The organism is Verrucomicrobiia bacterium (assembly GCA_035574275.1).
GTDB lineage: Bacteria > Zixibacteria > MSB-5A5 > DSPP01 > DSPP01 > DSPP01.
Map to the genome: position 1 here is coordinate 1 of DATLYY010000055.1, position 16,570 is coordinate 16,570.

General features: G+C 55.3%; 17 protein-coding genes. 9 read left to right on the plus strand and 8 right to left on the minus strand.

The features are described from left to right. Positions 1 to 281: 281 nt before the first annotated feature. Complete coding sequence (locus VNL73_07705; protein ID HXF49292.1) at positions 282 to 560, plus strand: hypothetical protein; 279 nt, start codon at positions 282 to 284, stop codon at positions 558 to 560. Positions 561 to 619: 59 nt separating this feature from the next. On the opposite strand, the gene VNL73_07710 is transcribed toward VNL73_07705, so the two are convergent. After that, complete coding sequence (locus tag VNL73_07710; GenBank protein HXF49293.1) at positions 620 to 1,123, minus strand: hypothetical protein; 504 nt, start codon at positions 1,121 to 1,123, stop codon at positions 620 to 622. Between the two features lie 120 nt (positions 1,124 to 1,243). Beyond that, complete coding sequence (locus VNL73_07715; GenBank protein HXF49294.1) at positions 1,244 to 1,612, minus strand: hypothetical protein; 369 nt, start codon at positions 1,610 to 1,612, stop codon at positions 1,244 to 1,246. 428 nt (positions 1,613 to 2,040) lie between these two features. Here VNL73_07715 and VNL73_07720 point away from each other — a divergent pair, with 428 nt between their 5' ends. Continuing rightward, positions 2,041 to 2,760, plus strand: a complete 720-nt coding sequence (locus tag VNL73_07720; GenBank protein HXF49295.1) for a Crp/Fnr family transcriptional regulator — start codon at positions 2,041 to 2,043, stop codon at positions 2,758 to 2,760. 47 nt (positions 2,761 to 2,807) lie between these two features. Here the strand turns inward: VNL73_07720 and VNL73_07725 are convergent, their stop codons facing one another. The 4 genes from VNL73_07725 to VNL73_07740 form a co-directional block, all read right to left on the minus strand. After that, positions 2,808 to 3,335: a DNRLRE domain-containing protein gene (locus VNL73_07725; GenBank protein ID HXF49296.1), complete on the minus strand. Its 528-nt coding sequence runs from the start codon at positions 3,333 to 3,335 to the stop codon at positions 2,808 to 2,810. A gap of 9 nt (positions 3,336 to 3,344) precedes the next feature. Further along, complete coding sequence (locus VNL73_07730) at positions 3,345 to 5,420, minus strand: right-handed parallel beta-helix repeat-containing protein (protein ID HXF49297.1); 2,076 nt, start codon at positions 5,418 to 5,420, stop codon at positions 3,345 to 3,347. Positions 5,421 to 5,547: 127 nt separating this feature from the next. Continuing rightward, complete coding sequence (locus tag VNL73_07735; protein ID HXF49298.1) at positions 5,548 to 6,090, minus strand: hypothetical protein; 543 nt, start codon at positions 6,088 to 6,090, stop codon at positions 5,548 to 5,550. 60 nt (positions 6,091 to 6,150) lie between these two features. Then, positions 6,151 to 6,930 (minus strand): hypothetical protein, encoded by a 780-nt coding sequence (locus tag VNL73_07740; GenBank protein HXF49299.1) that lies wholly within the window; start codon positions 6,928 to 6,930, stop codon positions 6,151 to 6,153. Between the two features lie 434 nt (positions 6,931 to 7,364). Here VNL73_07740 and VNL73_07745 point away from each other — a divergent pair, with 434 nt between their 5' ends. The 6 genes from VNL73_07745 (at position 7,365) to VNL73_07770 (ending at position 11,917) form a co-directional block, all read left to right on the plus strand. Further along, entirely contained in the window at positions 7,365 to 7,616 is a 252-nt protein-coding gene (locus tag VNL73_07745) for a hypothetical protein (GenBank protein ID HXF49300.1), read from the plus strand. A 200-nt stretch (positions 7,617 to 7,816) separates the two neighbouring features. After that, complete coding sequence (locus VNL73_07750) at positions 7,817 to 8,575, plus strand: aquaporin (protein HXF49301.1); 759 nt, start codon at positions 7,817 to 7,819, stop codon at positions 8,573 to 8,575. A 161-nt stretch (positions 8,576 to 8,736) separates the two neighbouring features. Then, positions 8,737 to 9,144 carry a hypothetical protein gene (locus tag VNL73_07755; GenBank protein HXF49302.1) on the plus strand — a complete coding sequence of 136 codons (408 nt, stop codon included), beginning with the start codon at positions 8,737 to 8,739 and terminating at the stop codon, positions 9,142 to 9,144. Positions 9,145 to 9,558: 414 nt separating this feature from the next. Further along, positions 9,559 to 10,848, plus strand: coding sequence for a hypothetical protein (locus VNL73_07760; protein ID HXF49303.1), 1,290 nt, complete (start codon positions 9,559 to 9,561; stop codon positions 10,846 to 10,848). Between the two features lie 3 nt (positions 10,849 to 10,851). Beyond that, positions 10,852 to 11,235, plus strand: a complete 384-nt coding sequence (locus VNL73_07765; protein ID HXF49304.1) for a hypothetical protein — start codon at positions 10,852 to 10,854, stop codon at positions 11,233 to 11,235. Positions 11,236 to 11,491: 256 nt separating this feature from the next. Next, positions 11,492 to 11,917 (plus strand): transposase, encoded by a 426-nt coding sequence (locus VNL73_07770; protein HXF49305.1) that lies wholly within the window; start codon positions 11,492 to 11,494, stop codon positions 11,915 to 11,917. A 101-nt stretch (positions 11,918 to 12,018) separates the two neighbouring features. On the opposite strand, the gene VNL73_07775 is transcribed toward VNL73_07770, so the two are convergent. Then, the gene (locus VNL73_07775) at positions 12,019 to 13,392 is read right to left on the minus strand and encodes a terminase family protein (GenBank protein ID HXF49306.1); all 1,374 of its coding nucleotides are present in this window, start codon (positions 13,390 to 13,392) and stop codon (positions 12,019 to 12,021) included. A 72-nt stretch (positions 13,393 to 13,464) separates the two neighbouring features. Next, a complete protein-coding gene (locus VNL73_07780) occupies positions 13,465 to 14,727 on the minus strand; it encodes a hypothetical protein (GenBank protein ID HXF49307.1) in 1,263 nt (420 codons plus the stop codon). An 897-nt stretch (positions 14,728 to 15,624) separates the two neighbouring features. Here VNL73_07780 and VNL73_07785 point away from each other — a divergent pair. Further along, positions 15,625 to 16,570, plus strand: a 946-nt coding sequence (locus VNL73_07785) for a hypothetical protein (GenBank protein HXF49308.1), incomplete at its 3' end; no start/stop codon positions are given.

Genomic DNA, 16,570 nt, shown 5'->3' on the forward strand with positions numbered 1-16,570 from the left:
AAAGCGCTCGGGCGGAGGTTTGAAATCGAGAACAACCGCCGGAAAAAATACCGGCTCCCCCTCGCGCCGGAAGCAATCGGTTTCAACCTCGAACGGCTGGCCAACTTCCCGGACAGCCGGCTGGTGCGCGGCTTGGAAGGGCTTCGGACAAAAGAGGAATAAGGCAAAAGCTGCCTGCCGCGGGCCGTCCTTCCCTTATCGGAGCCGGTTTTTGACCAAGACCCGGCACCTCATTTTTCCTTTCCGTTCAAGGGGTTCCCGTTTGTTCCGATAAAATTACTATGGACGAGAGTTTTCCCGGGCTTTTCGGCACCGGTTCAGCGGAGGAAACCCCCGAAAAAACGGATGAAATCGTAAGCCAGTTCACCCACAAGCTGAACAACGCCACGGCGACCATTTTGGGGAAGGCGCAGCTGGCCAAGCTGGCCATCACCCAGGGAAAAATCGCCGACCCCGGCGGGAAACTCTTGTCCGCCTTCGAGTCGATCGAAGCCTCCGTCGCCAAAATCGGCGAGGCGGTCAAAATGCTGGATGCGCTTCCCGGAATGAAAACGGAATAAAAAACCGGCTTTGCGCCGCTTTTTGCGGAACCAAGCCGGTTTTGTTTTATCCCGATTCCTCAATCCACCGCAATCAGACCTTGGTTGGTGAAGCTGTTGTTAATCACCACGAGCAAAGCCCGCACGCGGGCTTGTCCCGGTAAGCCGGACACCGTGCCGCTCACGGAAACATTCATCCCGTTTTCAAGCGGGCTCGAGGCCAGGTCGGTCATCGACCCCTGATACAGCACGTTTGTCTCCGGCGTCGTGGTAACGTTTAACGTGCGGCCGTCCGGCGACGTGAGCGTAAAGCCCGCGGCGCTCAAGTTGGAAACCATGCCGTAAAAGCCCGGGGTGGCGTTCACGGTTCCCGGCGGAGCCGTTGGTGCGGGGGGGCGCTCCAATTCAATATATTTGGGCGGGCCGATGAACTCATCCTGCCAGTCAAATTCCTGCTGCTGGGTGACCGGCTGGGCCGTTTGGTTAATGGCGGCGGGGCCGGTAACGTTGCCGGCCTGATTGGAGCCGCAGCCGAAGACAAAGAGTGCAACGGCCAGAAGCCCCAGGAAAAGCAAACTGCGCATAGCACCTCCTTTGTGTATGTTTAGGTTCGAACAGAACCGTTTTACGGCAATTATACAAACAAAAAACCCCGGCGGTTGCAATGACCGGGGTCATAATAGAAATCTTGAAGGCAAGCGCGCTTAGGGGTCTTTGTATAGATAGATATATTCGGCTTTTATGGTTTCATTTTGGGATCCCTGATAAATGCCGTCGATTTCCGCTTTATCCCCTTCGCGCAAATCGGCGGGGGAAAGGATGGAATCGTTGTTTTCTTCGCGAGAAATCTGGGTCTTATTGTCCGTGCGGACGTTCAAAATCTCCCCCGTATGGGCAGCGAATTTGAACCGGGTGCCTTCGTCTTCAATTTCGAGAATGGTTCCCCAATAAGTCGGGCTTGGATTCGGTCCCGGCGGGTTCAAATCCCCGGTTGGGCCGGCCGGACTGTTGGAATTGCAGGCGAAAATTAAAAGCAGGCCCAGAAGGCCGGCTTCAAGCATCCATTTTTTCATCAGAATCCCCCGGAGTTTTGTTGAAGAACCGGCTTAGCGGCAGGCGGCTTCAGCCGTGCCGACGGCCAAAAGAATCACCCCCACAATGATGGCCGTGGCCAAAAGAAGGAGGTTGGTGCGATGTTCACGCGCGGTCATGGTTGTCCTTTCATTGCCCGCCAGCCGGGCCAACTCCCTCCATGTCCCTTCTCCGCAACCGCCGTGCCTGAAACCAGAGCTTTAAATTAACCCGCAATTTATTATGCGGGAAAAGCTTGCGGGCCGGCCTTAAATCCAACCCGAAAGGCCGCCTGAAACGGTTTGCAAAGAAATGGAGGTCTGAAGACTTCTCCGGAAAGCGACCTTCCGAGCTTCGTTTGAGAAAAGCAAAAGCGGCTTGCCAAATGCGTTTATAGCTCTATCTTTGAGCAGGCGCGGGTAGGAATGAGATGAAAGCGAACGAGATTCTCTGCAAAGTTTGCGGCGACGACCAGGGTTCGATTTTCAGCGGTTTGGCGGGTGAACATCTCGAACGGCTGGAGCGGGAAAAAATCGTGCGTCACTACGGGCGGGGGGAATCGGTTTTCTACGAAGGGGAGGAGGTCGCCGCCATTTACCAGGTTTGTTCGGGGCTTTTGAAGCTTTTCAAAACCGGCCGCCGCAAAGAGGAGTTGGTCATCCGCCTTTTGGGGCCTGGAGATGTCACCGGTTACCGGGCGCTTTTGGCCGGCGAGCCGTACGCCGCCACGGCGGAGGCGGGCGAACCCTCCACGGTCTGCGCGATTTCCAAGGAGACGTTTTTGGGGCTTTTGCGCCGGTCGCCGGAACTTTCGCTTTCGCTTCTGTCCAAAATGGCCCGGGAGATGCGCCATTCGGAAGACCAGATGGTGGCAATGGCCCAGGAATCGGTGCGCCAGCGCACGGCCCGGCTGCTTCTGTTTCTGCACGGCGGGCAGGTCGGCAAACTGGAGAAATACAAGCCGGGGGAACCGGTCGAAGTCCCGCTGCTCCACAAGGAGATGGCCGAGATGATCGGCACCACGCCGGAGACCTTTTCCCGCACCCTTCATGCCTTGGCCCGCCGGGGAATCATCCGGGTCACCAAGGCAAAAATTTTCATCGAAAACCCGGCCGCCCTCGAAACGATTTCCCCCGTCAGCTTGACCTGAAACAAAAAGCCGCCTCAAAGGGGGGCTTTTTGCGTATTGAATTTCTGCTATTTCTTTTCCGGCCCGGTGTAGTAGATGACCAGCTCGGCTTTGGCACCGACGTTCGACTTGGCTGCAAACTTGGTCTGTTCCTCCGGAAACTCGGTTGCCAGAATAAATCCCCGGTTGGTCTTTTCCCCCTTGAACCAGGAGGCTGCCAACTGCGTGATATCCAACTCGATTTTGTCGCTCCGGTTCACATCCGCCACGGCATAGGCGGGTGTAGTTTCATCCACGGATAAAACCTGCCCGCCTTGAATTGAAGAGGCCGTCCAGTCGCTGGTTATCGGCGAAAGTTTGAACGAAAGATAGTCGCCCCTTGTCGAATCCCGCTGAACGTGGAGAATCAGCCCCGCAAAGTCAATCCGGCTCCCCTCCGGTATTTCCGGCAGGTCGAACTTGAAGATTTCCTGTTGGGTTTGCTCGGCCTTTGAGACGAAAGCCGCATCTCCAACGTTCTGCCGTATTTCACCAGCCCAGATATTTCCAATCGTCAATGAAACAATCGCTAAAATCGTCAATCCTATCTTTTTCATCTTCCCCTCCTACTTTACCAGCATCATTTTCTTGGATTTCAAGAACGTGGGCGTTCGCAACTTATAAAAGTATGCTCCCGAGGAGACCGGACTCCCCCGGTCATCCTTCCCATCCCAAAGGAAGGTATACGGCCCGGCGGCCAACTCCTCTCCCGGAACCATCGTCCGCACCTTCTGCCCCAAGATGTTGAAAATCTCCAGATTCACCCGCTCCGGCTTTTCCAGATTGAACCGAATCAGCGTGGTGGGGTTGAAGGGGTTGGGATAATTCTGATAAAGCATTATCGGTTTCGGCAGGTTTTCCTTCTCCCTTTCCTGCTGCGCAATCAACTTTGGCGGCGGTTCCACCGGCAGATAGGGATTGCGATCCACATTGGGGGAAAAGCGGCTGGAGGGAGGCGCCGTGTACCATTGATTATTTTCGGCTTTGATAATCGGCGTTGAACAACTGCCGCAGTCCGAATCATAAACAAATTTCCAAGAGCTGCCACCCATAGAAGTATACAGGCCGTTGTAGCCATCGTCCGAAGGATAGACTCCCAAATCAGGAACTGCGTCGAAATGGTCGGTAAGTACGCCATACAAGCCCCATTCATAAATGCTACTTGTTCGAACTTTTAGTAATTTGCCTCTATAATTTCTGATGCCAACCGGTGAACGAGGTGAGCCCTGATTCGTGGAAAAGTAACAATTGGAAAGGGAAGCCCGTCCCAGAATGAAGTTATAAAAATGCTGGCCGGAGAAATAGCCGTTCACCGTGGTGTTGGCAACGGTCAAGTAATACGGGGCTTCGCCTCCCCCGTGCAGTATTCCAGTGACGCTGACGAGGGTGGCGGTGCTGTCTCCAAGCACCAGGCAGCTATCAATCGGACCAGGGTTATTAGAGTTAATGATCCCGTAATAGCAAAAACGAACCGTATCCGCAATTAGCTTCGCCCCCTTAGCCGAGTTGCCAGAATGCACCTTAATTCCGGTTCCTCCTGGTTCACTGTTCACAGAATCCACCCGGCAGCCCCGGATGGTCAAACTGTCCGTGTCCACCGCCAGAATACCGTACATCTTGCAGCGTCCAATCCTTACATTTTGGATCGTGTGGTTGAAAACCGAAGAATCTTCAATCCCCGCGTAGGCGTGGCGGATGACGGCGTTGCTGCAGGCAAAGACACCGCCCGGCTTGATTACTATTCCCTGCCAATCATTCGTTCCAGCCGAATCTTCCGTTCGGGAGGAAATAAATTTAACTGGATTAGCTTGCGTGCCTTTAACCACAAATTGGCCGCCGCCTTCCACGATTATCTCACATTTGCCTGTGTCAACACCTGCTTTCTCAAAATCGTAGTTGCTTTGCAACGATATTGTAGTGCCCGGCTCAATCGTCAACGTCGTTCCCGGCTTTATTCGCACGTCTCCGTTGACGTTAACGCCTCCCGGCCCCCAAGCGGAGTTTCTGCAAATATCCCCGGAAACCGATATGGGCGGTGCCGTGAGAAAAGGGCGGAAGTCTATCTGGCCTTCAAGAAGGGAGCTACTGTCCGGGGTAGAAGTTCCGAACCAGTTACCTTCAGCCGGGATGGCTTGCCCGCCAATGCGCTTAATCGCCTTGGCATTGGAATTACAAGGCAGGAGAAAGACATTGTTTCCCGGTGAACCGGCTCCAGTATTTCCAAAATCATCACCCTGCAATGGCAGAAATCCACCAAAAGAAGAGATAGCAGCGGAATCAAAACCTGTAAAAAAGTTATTTCGGCCAAATAACTTATAATTAGCCACTCCAGATCCAACAATTGCTGTTATCAAACCAAATGGTGAAATACCTGTTGCCCTGCCGGTAATAAATTTATTTTTCCGAATATGAAAACCTCCAAGAGGAGGATGGCTACCAAAGATATCAATGTGTGCACGACTGTAATATCCTTCAATCGTATTTTGTGCAATTACTGCCGAGTCGTCAAATCCAGCTCCAGAAGCTCGAATAGCCTGCGTACCCCCGTTTGCATAGAAGTAATTCCGGGTTATTGTCCCTTGATAGTCATCAAATTTAACGGAAAGTTTTTCCTGGTTCAAAAACTTATTGCTATCTATCACTACTCCGAAATGATGAGTGAATCGCACCGCCTCATTACTGCCCAAAAAAGTATTCCCTAATATTAGGATATTATCCGGGGTCTCAGAGAGCGTTGAAGGGTCAAATGCACTATCCAAAGAATCGTTTTCAAAAGTATTTGCTATGGCGTGATTTCTCCACCTTTCGAATGAGTTGCACTGAATCGAGCATGGAGCTACGTTGGTCAAAAAAAACAATACTGCTATTTCTCCATCCAGATAGTGTCGCATACCCTACAAATACTTTGGCGGATGAATCGACACTTCTTATTCCATACCAATCTCCCGCCCTCCCGGAATCGGAACGAAAGACCACCATGCCGTTTGGACCGCTGTTGCCTGATACTCGGAGGCCACCCTTCACTAAAATCTCGATGCGTGAAGGGTCGGAACCCAGATTTTTTGCGTCCGAACGGGCGGTCATAAAAAGCGTACAAGGTGGAATAATTGTTAAAGTCACACCGGGGTTGATGAAAAGGTCTTTCACAAGGGCGCAGGTGCCGGATATTGTGGTATCCGTTTTTATTGTGTCCGGTAAAGAACAGGTGGCGTAAGCCAAATCGGGTAATCCGAACGCAAAGCAAATAACCAGTTCAAGCTGAACGAAAATGGCTTTGATTGCCACCGAAAGCTTGGGTTGTGAACTGAACATAAATCCCCCTTTTGAAGGTTTAAGTTGTCTGTTCTTCCGCCACGTTCTTCAAAATTTTATTCAACAGGGAAAAGGTCTGGATAAGAAGACCGCATTCAATTCCAAAACGATGTCGGCCGGGGTGGACAGCCCGTCACAGTTAAGGTCGCAGGCGGAAGATCCGGGAGGCGGAGGGATTGCGAAAAAAACGCAGTTCAAGATAAAGCCGACATCGGCAAAAGTTACGGCCAAATCCCAGTTCAAATCCCCTTTGGGAGCGGATGGGACGGTTATGATGCTTTTGAGAAAGTTGACCGTCAAATCCACGGGCGCCATTGTGGTAAAAGTTGCAGGGAGGTTTGCGATTCTTGTCGAATCCAGTTCAAACGATCCAGCCGCAAACAAAACGGAGTCGAATTTCAGTTCCCAAACTGCCTTGCGGGCAACATTGGGGGGCTCTATGGTACTCGGGTCGACCCCATCGAAGCCGGCCGCCACCGCAAAAGTATCCGGACTAGTGCTGGTATAGCTTCCATAGCTGATATCTGTGTAATAACGCAAGGTGTTGGTCAAGGGTGAAACCATGCCTAAAAAGCTTCGAGGCCGGGCAAGTGTCGCATAGGCACCCCCGGAAATGGAGGTCTCTAAGAGCGGCAAAACCATATAGGAGAGCGAATCCTTGTTGGTTATGAAAACCTTAATATACAAGTAAGCGGCGGTATCAGAGGATGAACCTAGATAGAAGCCGGGGGCAACTGTCTTGGATTCCAATATGATGGAATCCCGCGGGTCGGGGGGCTGGGAAAAGGACAAAGAGGCAAATGCGAGGAGGAAGAGTCCGATCGAGAGTATGAGCTTCATTATCTCATCCCTTAGTCCTTTGTCTTGATGGTAATATGGGATGGGGATTGGGGTTGTCAAGGGGAACTTGACGGAAATCAAGCGTCCGCTTGATTTCCGTCATTTGAAACCTTCACCTCATCGCTTAATCTGGCTTTGCGATGAAATGGAGAAGGGGAAGAAAATTGACGGCCAAAGGGGGCGGAGGGACCTGCCCGGCGGGAGGAATCGCCCGGGCATTTGCCCGTCATCTCCCTGTCGCAAGCAAAAATTCGAACTTCCTACGCCCACCGCACCACCCTGCATTTCCTGCCAACGGAAACACCGTACCCACGCTCCCTCCGGGGCCAAAGGCTCTCGCTTCACCTTACCTTTCGGCCGAAGGCCCCGGGGGCTCTCCTCCCGCCGTCCCAAACGGGCGCGGGACGGAACCAAAGCGGGGGTGCCGGCGGGCGATGATTGAGGGAAACGACATTCAATTTTTCAGTCCCGAAACGCAAATTGCCTTCCGCCTTCCCCATGCCGGGCCGGTTGTCCCAAGCAGTTCCAACCGTTCCGGACAGGAAGCCCGCAGGCCGACGGGAAGGGAATTACCAACGGGGGATAACACCAACCCGCGGGATGGAAGGGATGCCGGCGGCATCCGTTTCAAGCGGCCGGAATGCCGCCGCGTCGTGAAAGCGGCACGGAGGTCCCGGCGAACGTAAATTTGCGCTCGGGAAGAAAGGGACGGGTCCATAGGCCCGTCCCTTTTGTTTTGGGGGTTTAAGTTTCCGGCCCGGATTCCGATAATCCTTAATTGGTTGGACTTGCAAGGGGGGCAGCCGCCTAAACATCCGTTTTGCACCGGCAGCCAACCGGCCCCGTTTGCCGTCCGGCCCAAACCAACCTTAGAAAAGGAGGGGTTATGGATAAAACGTTCAAACCGGCGCTGACCGAAATGGTCGCCAGCTTCATTTTCGTCGCCACGGCGGCGGGCGTGGTCTGCGCCAATGCCTTGACCCGCGGGGAGGTTTCCTGGGTCGGCATCGCTCTGGCCAACTGTTTCGTTTTCACCGCGCTTCTGGCCCTTACGACCAGCGCCTCCGGCGGACACATCAACCCCGCGGTGACGCTCGGGCACTGGGCCTCCCGGCGGATTTCGACGCAGACGGCGGTGATTTACATCGTCGCGCAGCTGGCGGGGGCGATTATCGCCGGGCTGGTTCTGCGCTCGATTTTCCCGACTGCGGTCTGGCAGCCGGTCAAGCTGGGAGCCCCCATCGCCGACGGGCGGGTGGGACTTTTCGGCCGGGTTTTCGTCGAGGCGCTCTTCACCTGCATTTTTGTGACCACGGCGCTGGCTTTGACCGTCACCCACCGGACCTCCATTTCGGTCGGGCCTCTGGCGGTCGGGTGCGCCCTTGGTTTCTGCACCCTGGTAGCGGGACCGCTCACCGGAGGGGGCTTCAACCCCGCGCGGGCTTTTGGCTCCGCCATCGGTTCCGGCAACTGGACCAACCAGTGGCCCTACTGGGTCGGCCCCATCATCGGCGGCTTGGTGGCCCCGTTTGTTCACCGGGCCATCACCGGCACGACCGATGCGACCGGCACAACCCCCACTACCTGGGGCGGCGTGACCGAGCGGGAAGAGCCGAAGGTGACCGTCCGGCAGGTCAAGCGTTAAGTTTTTAGACGCCCACAAGGATGTGGGCGTTCGACATCCGGTCCCGTTACGGCAGACCCGTGACGGGGCCGGATTTTTTGTTTTTGGAGCGCCCCCTAAAATATGATTAAAGTCATATTTCTGGGTTGCCGATAAATAGAGTAAGAAGGAGGAATCAAACAATGAAATCCAAGTATTTCGCCTTTGGCGCATTTCTCGTTTTTGCGCTGGTGGTCATTGGCGGATGCGGCGGGAGCAAGAACAACTCGCTGGCGCCGTTCCAGCCCCAGATATCCAACGCTCCCGACAACTTCCAGCTGCAGGCCACGGGGGTCAACAACGTGACCTCCACCCTGAATTACACCTGGCAGAACACCGGTACTTCGGCCAACGTGAACCAGTCCTGCGTCATTTCCGCAGGGTCGGCCACTTTGGTGATTCTGGACAACAACGGCACGCAGGTTTACAGCGGCAATTTGGCCTCCAACGGCACCTTTGCCACCTCCACCGGCGTAACCGGCAACTGGACCATCCGGGTCACCCTGACCAACCAGAGCGGCGATTTGAACTTCCGCGCGCAAAAGCCGTAACTTCAAATACCTCGCAATAAAACAAAAGGCGGGTTGCCACCCGCCTTTTTTCTTGACCCCTCGTTTTAGTTGGTTATCTTTCGGCCATTAGAAACAGCTTTTCAAGCGGCGGACGGAGGGAGGTTGCGCCGCAAGCGTTGTCTTGTGTCAAAAAACGGGCAGGCGCAAGACCTGCCCCTACAAAAACAAAAAAATCAAAACGTGGGAGTGAACCTGAAGGTTCACCCGGGGCGAATCTAAAGAGCCGCCCCTGCGAATGCGAAAGGCAAAGGCGGGCGGCCACGGGGAGCCGCCCCTACGAAAACACCCCCTCCGGCCCTGCGGGCCTCGTCCCCCTTGGCAAGGGGGACAAAAAAAGGTTGAAAACGGGCGTTCGAGATTAGAAATGGAAATACCAAACCAAAAGGAGGAGCGATGAGACGGTTGCAGATTTTGCTGGCGGGCGGCATCCTCTTGCTGTTTGCCGCCGTATTCGGGCAGGTGAGCTTGTTTCCCGGAGTCCGGCTGCAGGGGGTGCTGAAAGATGCCGGCGGAAATCCGGTCAACGGCGGCGTCACCGTGCAGGTCCATATTTACACCGCGCCGACGGGGGGGACGCCGCTCTACACGGAAACGTTCAGCCGGACTTTGAGCGCCGGGATTCTGGACGTCATCTTGGGCGTGGGGCAGGGGACGGCGACGGGGGATTTGCAGGCGGCTTTGGCGGCGACGCAAACCGAGCCGGAGCGCTGGCTGGGAATCGTGGTGAACAGCGACCCGGAGCTTTCGCCCCGGGCGATGCTCAATTCCACCCCGCATTCCTTCCGGGTCGGCACGGTGGACGGGGCGAGGGGAGGGACGATAACCGGCGATGTAAACGTGGCGGGCGCAATGAACGCCAAAAATATGGTTTTGGTAAGCCCCGGCCCCATTCAAACGCCGCTTTCGATTCAGGGTTCTTCCGGGCAGACGGCGAATTTGGTGGAGATAAAAAACAGCGACGGGTTGGGGCTGGCCTCTTTTGGCGCCACCGGCCAGTTGCAAGTGTCCGGTGTTTTGGCCAATGACGAGCTCATCGTCCTCGACGATGGTGTGGGCACCAATCCCACCGTGAAGATTCAAGGTTCCACCGGGCAGACGGCGAATCTGGTGGAGGTTTTGGATCCGAGCTCCGTGCCTTTGCTCACCGTTGGCGCCGGCGGCGCAATGAACGCCAAAAATATGGTGCTGAAAACCCCCGGCCCCTCCCAAACGCCGCTTATAATTGAAGGGGCGATGGGACAGACCGGCAATTTGACGGAGTGGCGGCTGCCAATCGCCGGGGGCGGCTATTCCACGCCGATGAAGATAGGGCCGAGCGGAGACGTCACCACAGGGCCTCTGCAGGTGGACGGGTCTGTTACCTTGAATCTTACCAAGGTGACGCAGACGGACTGCGGCCTTACTTTGGATAAGTTTCAGAGCATTATAATCGTGGACTACGCCGCGGTGGCTCCGGACACCGTCTGCACCATAAATCTGCCGACGGCCGCCGGCATCAAGGGACGGACCTACACCATCAAGCGCGCCTTTTACACAGCCACCCCACAAGTTGTGATTGACCCGTACCTCGACGAGAAAATTGACTACGGTTCGCTGCGGTATCTCTTCACTCCGGGCAACTACGTAACCATCGTTTCCGACGGCGCGAACTGGCACGAGATTGCATTTGGAAACAGTCCCTGACGATTGAAAAACGTTAAGCTGTTCGTTGAAAAAAACGGGGGACACGAGGCCCTTTCCGGATTTTCCCGACCCTCAAAGACGGAAGCAGGAACGGAAACCGGTGTCCCCTTTAAAATACAGGGATTAGGGATTAGTGAAGAGGGATTAGTCCCCGCACCATCACTTCGCGCTCGCATTGGGGATGTTTCTATAGGGTTTGCAATAAATAGCCACTTTTTTATTGACCCTCTTTTTCGGTTCATTATCTTTCTGCCATTAGAAACAGCTTTTCGAGCGGCGAATAAGCAGGGAGGGATTGTTTTGCCGGGAAAGGGTGAATTGTGTCTAAAAACGGGCAGGCACAAGACCTGCCCCTACGAAAACAAAACAATCAAAACGTGGGAGTGAACCTGAAGGTTCACCCCTACAAAAAGCGCCAAGGATGAAGATGAAGGCCCACCCCTACGGAGACCCCGAAGGTGGAGCGAACCCCGACGGTGAAGCGAATCCGGAGGTTCAGCGCAACGGAGACCCCGAAAGCGAAGTTGAAGGTTTTCCCCCACGTTACAAGACATCCGTAAAAACATAACTATATTTGCATTTAACGGCCGGGAGATCGAATAAAACCGCCGTGCCTTCCAAACGGCGAAAAAATTCGCTGCGGTTGCCGCGGCTCAATTATGCCGCCCCCCACGCCTACTCGCTCACCCTCTGCACCCACGAACGCCGGGAAGTTTTTAAGAGCGCGCAGACGGCCGAAACGGTTCTTTCGATCCTGCGTGAATGCGCGGATGAATTTCGCTACGACCTTTTGGCGTATTGCCTGATGCCCGACCATCTGCACCTTTTGATTTCACCCCAGGATTCCGGGGTGACGGTTTCGGAATTCGTCCGCCATCTCAAAAGCCGCAGCGCTTTTCGGTTCAAATCCGCCACCCACGAAAAATTGTGGCAACGGGGATTCTACGACCACGCGGTGCGGAAATCGGAAGATTTACAGAAGGTGGCCGATTACATTTTTCACAACCCTGTTCGCAAGGGGTTGGTGGAAACGGCAGAGGCGTATCCCTATGCCGGCCCAAAAGCGTAGGGGCGAATCTTTAGATTCGCCCGGGTGAACCTGAAGGTTCACCCCTACAAAAAGCGCCAAGGGTGAAGATGAAGGCCCACCCCTACGGAAAAACAGGGGCATTAGATTTTGGCCCATTTTCCGTACGGCAGAATGATTTCCTCCCTCGGTCTGCAAACCCACAGGGCCAAGGCCAGGGCGAAGAAGAAATCGGCCTGGCGGTTGTCGTTTTCCCAAGTCAAGGATTCCAATTCCGATTTCAACGTCCAGAGATTGTCGGCGTCCTCCCATTGTTCGAGATGGGGATAGGCGAGTTCGCGCTTTTCGTGGGCGCGCTTGAAATTCATAAGCAGGGCGTTTTTCGTTTTTTGGGTGAATTTGAACCCCTCCGGCTTGATGTCTTTCAGTTCGTCCAGCACCACGTCCCCCAGTCCCGTCGCGTCGAGTATCAAGGGACCGGGGTAGTCCCGTTTTTTCTGCCGAATCGTTTGAAAAACCTGCTCCCAGCTTTTGTGGCGGAAGCGAACCCAGTCCACGAGCTGGCATGGTTTTTCGGTTACGTCCAAAATCGCCCCGGTTGTGAAACTGATTTTGCGCCCCAAGTCCCAGCCGGCGGCGTATTTTCGTCCCTCGACGGGCGGGGAGAGGCCCTTGGAGGCGGCGAGGGCTTCCTCGATTTCCAAATTTGAAAGCAAACTCTCCTCGTCTTCGACAAATTCGCCATAAACATTCTGGCGAATCAGGAGTTCGGGGGAGTTCTGCATCCATTTTTTCAAAAAGTGTTGGTTTATGTAGCGGTTTTCGCGGGAGTCGCCCTGTTGCACGTAACCCCAGTAGGGATTTCTTTTTAATTTTTGGGCGCGGCGGTAAAACCAGTTTTTGCCTTTCGGGGTTGAGGTGAAATCCAGCATGCCGCCGCGGTCGGCCAAGCGTAACGCCAACACTTTGTCCGCGACATATTCCCCCGCCGGGTCGAAGGCGGCTTCATCGAAGTTGATGAAGTCGTAGCCCTCGCCCAGCAGGTATTCCCCTTTGCGCTGGGTGGTGCGGGCGGAGATTTCCGACCCGTTTTCAAACCGCAGCAGGGGGAAGGGGGTGCGTTTTTGTTCAGCAACCAAAGATTCCAGAAAACGGTTGCCTCGAATCCGGCGAAGAATTTTGCGGAACACGAGTTCCGCTTGGTTTTGCGTGATGCTAACGTTGACCAGGCGGTATTCGAATTTTGAACCCGCACGGCGACAGGCCCAGCGAAAGGGCCCCAGATGCACCGGCTGAAAGACAGCGCGGTGCAGGAATTTAACGGCTTGCACTTCCCCCTTGCCCCAGCGGTTCCCCGCGTGGAGCAGGTTTTCGTTTTGTTCTGACCGCTTAAGCCAAAGGGCCTGACCCCGGTGCAGGCCGGTCTGCAGGTATGTGCAGGCAAAAAAGCGAGGGTCGTACTTGGCCTTTTGCCAATAAGGGTCTTTTTGAATTTTTGGAGGAGAATCTCCGTTCATTTTATTCTTCGCCAGATAGTGTTACGGGGGCACGGCTCGCCGTGCCCCTACCAATCAGGAATTAGGTGAAGGTCATTGTTGGGCCTCCTTTCGGGCATCTTCCGCGGTGATGTAACCGGCGGTTTGTTTTTTTATCAGCGTATCCAGCTTCATCTGCTCGGCTCGGGCGTTTTCGAGCAGGTCGAAACTTTTGCGGTTGTCGAAATGGAATTCGGCTTTCAGGTTGTCGATGCCGTTCAGGGCGAGTTCGAGATTATAAATCCATTCCATAAAGCGTTTGGCGATTCTTTGCACGGATGTGACTTGACGCAAGACCAGCTCGTATTTGAAGCGGGCCCAGGTTTGCGTCGTCCCGTACGAATAGCCCAATAGGAACGGGTCGAGATGCGTTCCAGCACAGATGTCCTCGATCATCGCCTTGTGGGTGATGTACCAGGATTCGGACGAGGATAGCGGGCCTTTGGGGCCGATGTATTCGATTTCCACGTCGTTCCAGGTCACCGGGTTGTCCTCCGGCTGGAGGTCTTTCACGGCTTTCACCGTGTCATCGAAATATTTATTGGCCCGTTCGAGATAGGTTTCGTCCGTTTCCAGCTCCCGCTTTTCGGGCGGCTTGATTTTGACGTGGATGCGGTTGTAGCCGGCGTTCTTCATCGTTTTTTGCATATCCGCCACCAGCGACTGCTCGACTTTCGCCACGAAGGGAATCGAACCGAGGATGGAGCGGCCGTGGGGATTTTGCATTTCGGCATCCAGCCCGGCGTAGTAAACCGAGTGGGGGTTCAAAAGTTTTTCCCCCGCTTCCGTTTGCTGAAAAATCCGGCAGTGGCCGGATTTGTCCCAGACGAAGCCCAAGGTGGCGGGGTCGATGAAGAAAAATTGTTCGATTTGCGTTTTGCTCGCATTCAAAACAATTTCGCCGGCGACGGCGCCGAGGGTGAAAAGGGAGTTAAAAAACTGCGCCAGCACCGCATCTGTGCCGCCGAAGCGGGCGAAGGGGAACTGATAAAGCCGCTCGTCCAGGGCGCGGAGAAGTTTTTGGGCTTTCGTTTTTTGCCCGTTTTCACCGGTGATTTCCAACCGGTTTGGCGCGGCGCAAAGACGAGTCCACGTCCAGATGACGGAATTCAAAATCGGGACGTGGTCGCGCAGAAAGCGGTAAAATTCCAAACGAGTCCGGCGATCCCAATTTTGAAAGCGAAAGACATCCGAATTTGGCTCCCTAAATGCCCCCGGTTTTTTGGGAATAAGTTTTTTGGGGCGTTGAAGTTTCAGGGCGGCTTCGAATTCCGGGTATTTTTTCCGGGTGAAGAGTTGGGTTAAGCGTTTGAGCAATGGTTTCTCCTTTCGGGGCCGAGATGCAGCCCTCTACCAATGGCCCACCCCGCACCGTTCACTCCGAAGTTGAGGCGATTTTGCAACCCCACCCCCTGGCCCCCTCTCCGGCACGGAGAGGGGGGATGGGGGATTCGCGAAGCGCCCCTGCAAAGACAAAGGCAAAAACGGGCAGGCACAAGACCTGCCCCTACAAAAACAAACGCAAAGGCGGGCAACCATGGTTCGGCTACGCTCACCACAAGCGGGGGAGTTGCCCCTACAAAACACCCCCCTTTCAAATACAGTGATTGGTGATTAGGGATTCGTCCGCCCGGCACAACCCAAGTAAAACGAGGGGCAGGAAAGGCAACCTCTCCCTAACCCTCTCCTCAAGGAGAGGGGACAAGACAGGGACACCGTCTTTGGTCAGGCCAAGCGTTGAACCTCCCCTTAATCCCCTCCTTCGTAAGGAGGGGACAAGAAAAATTAAAGACACCCCTTCCGGCCTTCCCTCAACTTCGCTCGGGACAAGTCGGCCTCGTCCCCCTTGGCAAGGGGGACAAAAAGGCAACCTCTCCCTGACCCTCTCCTCAAGGAGAGGGGACAAGAAAGACAGGGATTAGGGATTCGTCCGCCCGGCCCCATCCGGAAAACAGGGCACGTGGCAACGCGCCCCTACGAAAGACGAAAAATAAGAACGGGCGAACACAAGGTCCGCCCCTACGAAAACAAAGACAAATGCGGGCAGGCACGGGGACCCGCCCTACAACAAAACAAAGGCGGGCGGGTTAGGGTCGCCCTTGGCGACCGTGTAAAACCCGCCCCTACAAAGGCAGGGGAAGGGAATTTGCTTGCGCGGAGGGGAAGGGGGGGCTATACTAATAGGGCAGGTTAAAAACAAATTGCGGGAGGTTTATGAGAATTCGGGCAGGAGTTCTGGCGGTATTTCTTTCGGGTTTGATTTTTCCGGCGGCAGCCTTTGCCGATTGTTCGGACTATCCGGACCCGTACTACGAAGATATCAACGGGGACGGGATTGACGGGGACACGGCCATCGCGGTTTTCGTTTCCGGCGCGGCGGGGAACGACGCCAATCCGGGGACGATGCTTTCACCGGTGGCGACGATCGCGCGGGGAATTTTTCTGGCGGATTCCACCGGGCGGGCGCACGTGTACGTGGCGGGAGGGACGTACATCGGAACCGTTTCAATGGCTGACGGCGTCAGTTTATACGGCCAGTACGACGGGCCGCCCGGCTGGGGGCGTTCGGGAGCCAATACGACGACCGTCTCCGATACAGGCACGGCAGTTTTGGCCTCGAACATCACGGTTGAGACCCATCTCGAAGGTTTTGCCATTGTTTCAACAACCAACGCCAGCGAACGAACCGGCTTTGGCATCCGGGTGGTGAACGGGAACGGTCCGCTTTACGTTCGTTACAACAGTGTTATGCCCGGAACCGGTCTGGACGGTCAAGCCGGAGGCAACGGCGGTCCCGGAACCAACGGCGGCCCCGGCGGACCGGGCGGAGAAGGTGTGTGCAACGGTTTTGGGCCGGGGCCGGGGGGGGCGCCCGGATTTTCGGCCTGCGGAAGAAACGGCGGAATGGGAGGACAGGGAGGGTCACCGGGAAACAACGGCCAACCGGGAAATCCCGGCAACATCGGCACACCGGGCGGACCGCCGGGACCGTCCGGAGATCCCGGATTGGCGGGCGGGAACGGTGGAAACGGAACCAGCGGGGCAAACGGTGCGGATGGAGCGGGCGGTTCGGGATATACGATTACGGGGGGAGGGTATGCGGCAAGCGAGGGCTTGGCGGGGACATCGGGGAGTGCGGGTAACGGCGGCGGGGGGGGTG

Bases quoted from the DNA above. Each gene is read 5' to 3' on its own strand.
- VNL73_07705 (HXF49292.1), top strand. From the start codon at position 282: ATGGACGAGAGTTTTCCCGGGCTTTTCGGCACCGGTTCAGCGGAGGAA.
- VNL73_07710 (HXF49293.1), bottom strand. From the start codon at position 1,123: ATGCGCAGTTTGCTTTTCCTGGGGCTTCTGGCCGTTGCACTCTTTGTC.
- VNL73_07715 (HXF49294.1), bottom strand. From the start codon at position 1,612: ATGAAAAAATGGATGCTTGAAGCCGGCCTTCTGGGCCTGCTTTTAATT.
- VNL73_07720 (HXF49295.1), top strand. From the start codon at position 2,041: ATGAAAGCGAACGAGATTCTCTGCAAAGTTTGCGGCGACGACCAGGGT.
- VNL73_07725 (HXF49296.1), bottom strand. From the start codon at position 3,335: ATGAAAAAGATAGGATTGACGATTTTAGCGATTGTTTCATTGACGATT.
- VNL73_07735 (HXF49298.1), bottom strand. From the start codon at position 6,090: ATGTTCAGTTCACAACCCAAGCTTTCGGTGGCAATCAAAGCCATTTTC.
- VNL73_07740 (HXF49299.1), bottom strand. From the start codon at position 6,930: ATGAAGCTCATACTCTCGATCGGACTCTTCCTCCTCGCATTTGCCTCT.
- VNL73_07745 (HXF49300.1), top strand. From the start codon at position 7,365: ATGATTGAGGGAAACGACATTCAATTTTTCAGTCCCGAAACGCAAATT.
- VNL73_07750 (HXF49301.1), top strand. From the start codon at position 7,817: ATGGATAAAACGTTCAAACCGGCGCTGACCGAAATGGTCGCCAGCTTC.
- VNL73_07755 (HXF49302.1), top strand. From the start codon at position 8,737: ATGAAATCCAAGTATTTCGCCTTTGGCGCATTTCTCGTTTTTGCGCTG.
- VNL73_07760 (HXF49303.1), top strand. From the start codon at position 9,559: ATGAGACGGTTGCAGATTTTGCTGGCGGGCGGCATCCTCTTGCTGTTT.
- VNL73_07775 (HXF49306.1), bottom strand. From the start codon at position 13,392: ATGAACGGAGATTCTCCTCCAAAAATTCAAAAAGACCCTTATTGGCAA.